The 2,729-nt window shown below is 72.8% G+C and carries 2 protein-coding genes and 1 pseudogene; 1 reads left to right on the forward strand and 2 read right to left on the reverse strand.

Annotation, left to right across the window (positions count from 1 at the left end):
* Together ACLEQD_RS40780 and ACLEQD_RS40785 are read right to left on the reverse strand one after the other, a co-directional pair.
* Positions 1 to 326: pseudogene (locus ACLEQD_RS40780) on the reverse strand (DNA-binding response regulator); the annotation flags it as partial.
* A 137-nt stretch (positions 327 to 463) separates the two neighbouring features.
* Positions 464 to 1,540, reverse strand: a complete 1,077-nt coding sequence (locus ACLEQD_RS40785) for a dipeptide epimerase (protein WP_410391317.1) — start codon at positions 1,538 to 1,540, stop codon at positions 464 to 466.
* 221 nt (positions 1,541 to 1,761) lie between these two features.
* Between ACLEQD_RS40785 and ACLEQD_RS40790 the strand changes: the two genes are divergently transcribed.
* The coding region (locus ACLEQD_RS40790) for a PAS domain-containing protein (RefSeq protein WP_410391318.1) at positions 1,762 to 2,729 on the forward strand (968 nt) is incomplete at its 3' end.

Here is a 2,729-nt window from a genome sequence, read left to right on the forward strand (position 1 = left end):
CCCAGCATCCCCGGCGCCACGTCGCGGAACAGCAGGCCTCTCGCGCCCGCGCCCAGCGCCAGCTCTCCCGCCGCCTCGTCCGCCACCAGCGCCAGCACCGGCGCGCCCAGGTCCGGCGCCGCGCCTTCCTCCAGCCGCAGGCCCGTGTCCCAGAGCACCACGTCGGGCGGCTCGCCCCGCGTCGCCTCCAGCTCCACCTGCGTGCCCGCCGCCACCACCGTCCAGGCCTCCGCCTGTTCGCTCAACGCCCGTGCGAGCGCGCCCCGGGCCAGGGGGTCCTCGGAGACGAGCGCGAGCCTGGGCGATGACGAGGGCGCATCCAACATGGGCCCCTCATCCCTAACCGCCCCCGCTCCGTTCGCCACACCGCACGGCGGAGGAGTGCCCTTCCTTCCCTCTCAGCGGCGCTCCTGTGAAGAATCGTGAAGTCCTCCCGGGAGGGGCACGCTCAAGGGCTGACGCGTCAGCGCAGCGTGACGCCGTGGCCCGGCGCGTCCGGGTCCAGCGTCAGCCGCGCGCCTGCATAGGTCCCGCCGCCCTGGAACGGGTGGCTCGCGATGAACAGCGGCGTGTCCAGGTCCGCGTAGGTGAAGCCGCCCAGCCCCGCCGCCAGGTGCGCGGACGCGCTCATCGCGAGCACGCTCTCCACCATGCCGCCCACCATCAGCTCCAGCCCCGCCGCGCGGGCGAGGCTCCACATCGTCACCGCCTCCACCATCCCGCACTTCATCGTCTTGATGTTGATGCCGTGGCAGGCGTTCTCCCGGATGAGCCGCAGCACGTCCTTCGCCGAGCGCGCTGATTCATCCGCGCACACCGGCACCTTCGAGCGGCGCGTCACCTCCGCGAGCCCCGCGAAGTCGGAGGGCGGCACCGGCTGCTCGAACAGCGCCAGCGGCACCTCCGCGCGCTCCAGCTCCTTGAGGAACGCCAGCGCCTCCGCCACGTCGTAGCCCCCGTTCGCGTCCGCGAAGAGGCGCGCCTTCGGGGCCTCCTGGTGGATGGCCACGAGCCGCGCCGCGTCCGCGTCCGGATCCAACGCGCCGACCTTCACCTTCAGTGTGTCGATGCCCCGCCCCAGGATGGCCCGCGTGGACGCCACCGCGTGCGCCACGTCCCCGGCCGTGACCGTCATGTCGATGTCCAGCGCCGTCCCCGCCCCGCCGAAGAAGGCGTGCAGTGGAATCCGGTGGTGCCGCGTGAGCGCGTCCAGCAGCGCCATCTCCACGCCACACCGCGCGGAAGGCGCCAGCGCGAGCGCATCCCCCAGCGCCTCCGACGCCGGCCGCCACGCCTGGACGTCCCGGCCCACCAGCAGCCCACGCACCGGCTCCAGCGCGGCGAGCGTGCTGGCTTGCGTCTCCCCGCTCACCGCGGTGAAGGGCGCCGCCTCTCCCAGCCCCACCGTGCCGTCCGCGAGGGTGATTCGCACGAGCACGTTCTCCGCCGCGTGCTGCGCGCCGGTGGCGATGGCGAACGGCTCCGTCAGGGGCAGGTGCAGGGCTTCGAACGCGACGTGCGTGATGAGGGTAGGGCGCATGGCGGGGACGAGTGTGGCCGACCTTGCTGTCGATGGGTCGGTCCTTCTGACTCCTTACCGCTCCCACCTTCATTTGTCTGCAATTCAAGAAAGTTCAGAAAGATACGAAGGTTGAGGCTGACTTGAGCCGCAGTGGGATTCGTGGCGACATGCGGGCTCCCCGGGGGTTGGGCAGTGCCGGGGCCGCGAGGAGGCGGATGTCGTCCGGGACCGAAACGACCGTGGCCCTTCCGCTCCCGGATTCGCTCCTGGCCGCGCTGGAGGAGGCCGAGCGCGACCACCCCGAGGCGTGCATGGCGCTGCGCGCCGTGCGCTCCGGCAGCGGCGCCATCCTCGACTTCGAGTGGCTGTGGGCGAACCCCGCCGCCGCGCGTGCGCTGGGCCGCGTCCCGGAGTTCCTCCGGGGCCGGCGCCTGGGCGAGGTGTCCTCGAAGGAGGGCATCGCCGGCCGCATGGACCTGCTGCGCCAGGTGGTGGAGTCCGGCCGGCTGCACGCGGACCACTTCACCGAAGGGGACATCCTGATGCAGGGCACCGCGGTGCCCCTGCGGCGTGACGGGGTGCTGCTGCGCCTGCGCGACATCACCAGCGCCCAGCGGGTGGAGGAGGGGCTGCGCGAGACGCTGGACTGGGTGCGCGACGTGCTGGAGAGCATGCCGGACGTCTTCTTCACCGTGGACGCGGACTGGCGCCTCACCTACGTGAACCGCAACGCCGCCGCGCTCACCGGCCGCACCCCGGAGACCCTCTTCCGCCGCGTGCTGTGGGACGCGTGCCCGGAGCTGTGCGGCACCCCGTTCGAGCGCGCGCTGCGCGAGGTGGCCGCCGAGGAGAGCTACCGCCTCTTCGAGCTGCGCACCGGCCGGGACCGCTGGCACGACGTGCACGTCTGGTCCAGCGGCCGCAACATCTCCACCTACGCGCGCGACATCACCGACAAGAAGCGCGTGCAGGCGGAGCGCGACGCGCTGCTCGCCCGCGAGCGCTCCGGCCGCCTGGAGGCGGAGGCGCTCGCCCAGCGCCGCACGCACGAGCTGATGGCCGCGCGCGAGCGGCTGGTGCAGTCGGAGAAGCTGGCCATGGCGGGCCAGCTCGCCGCGGGCGCTGGGCCACGAAATCAACAACCCCCTGTCCTATGTCACCGGCAACCTCCAGTTCGCGGTGGAGCAGCTCACGCCGCGTCGCCCGC

It is taken from the genome of Corallococcus sp. 4LFB (assembly GCF_046520365.1).
GTDB classification, from domain to species: domain Bacteria; phylum Myxococcota; class Myxococcia; order Myxococcales; family Myxococcaceae; genus Corallococcus; species Corallococcus caeni.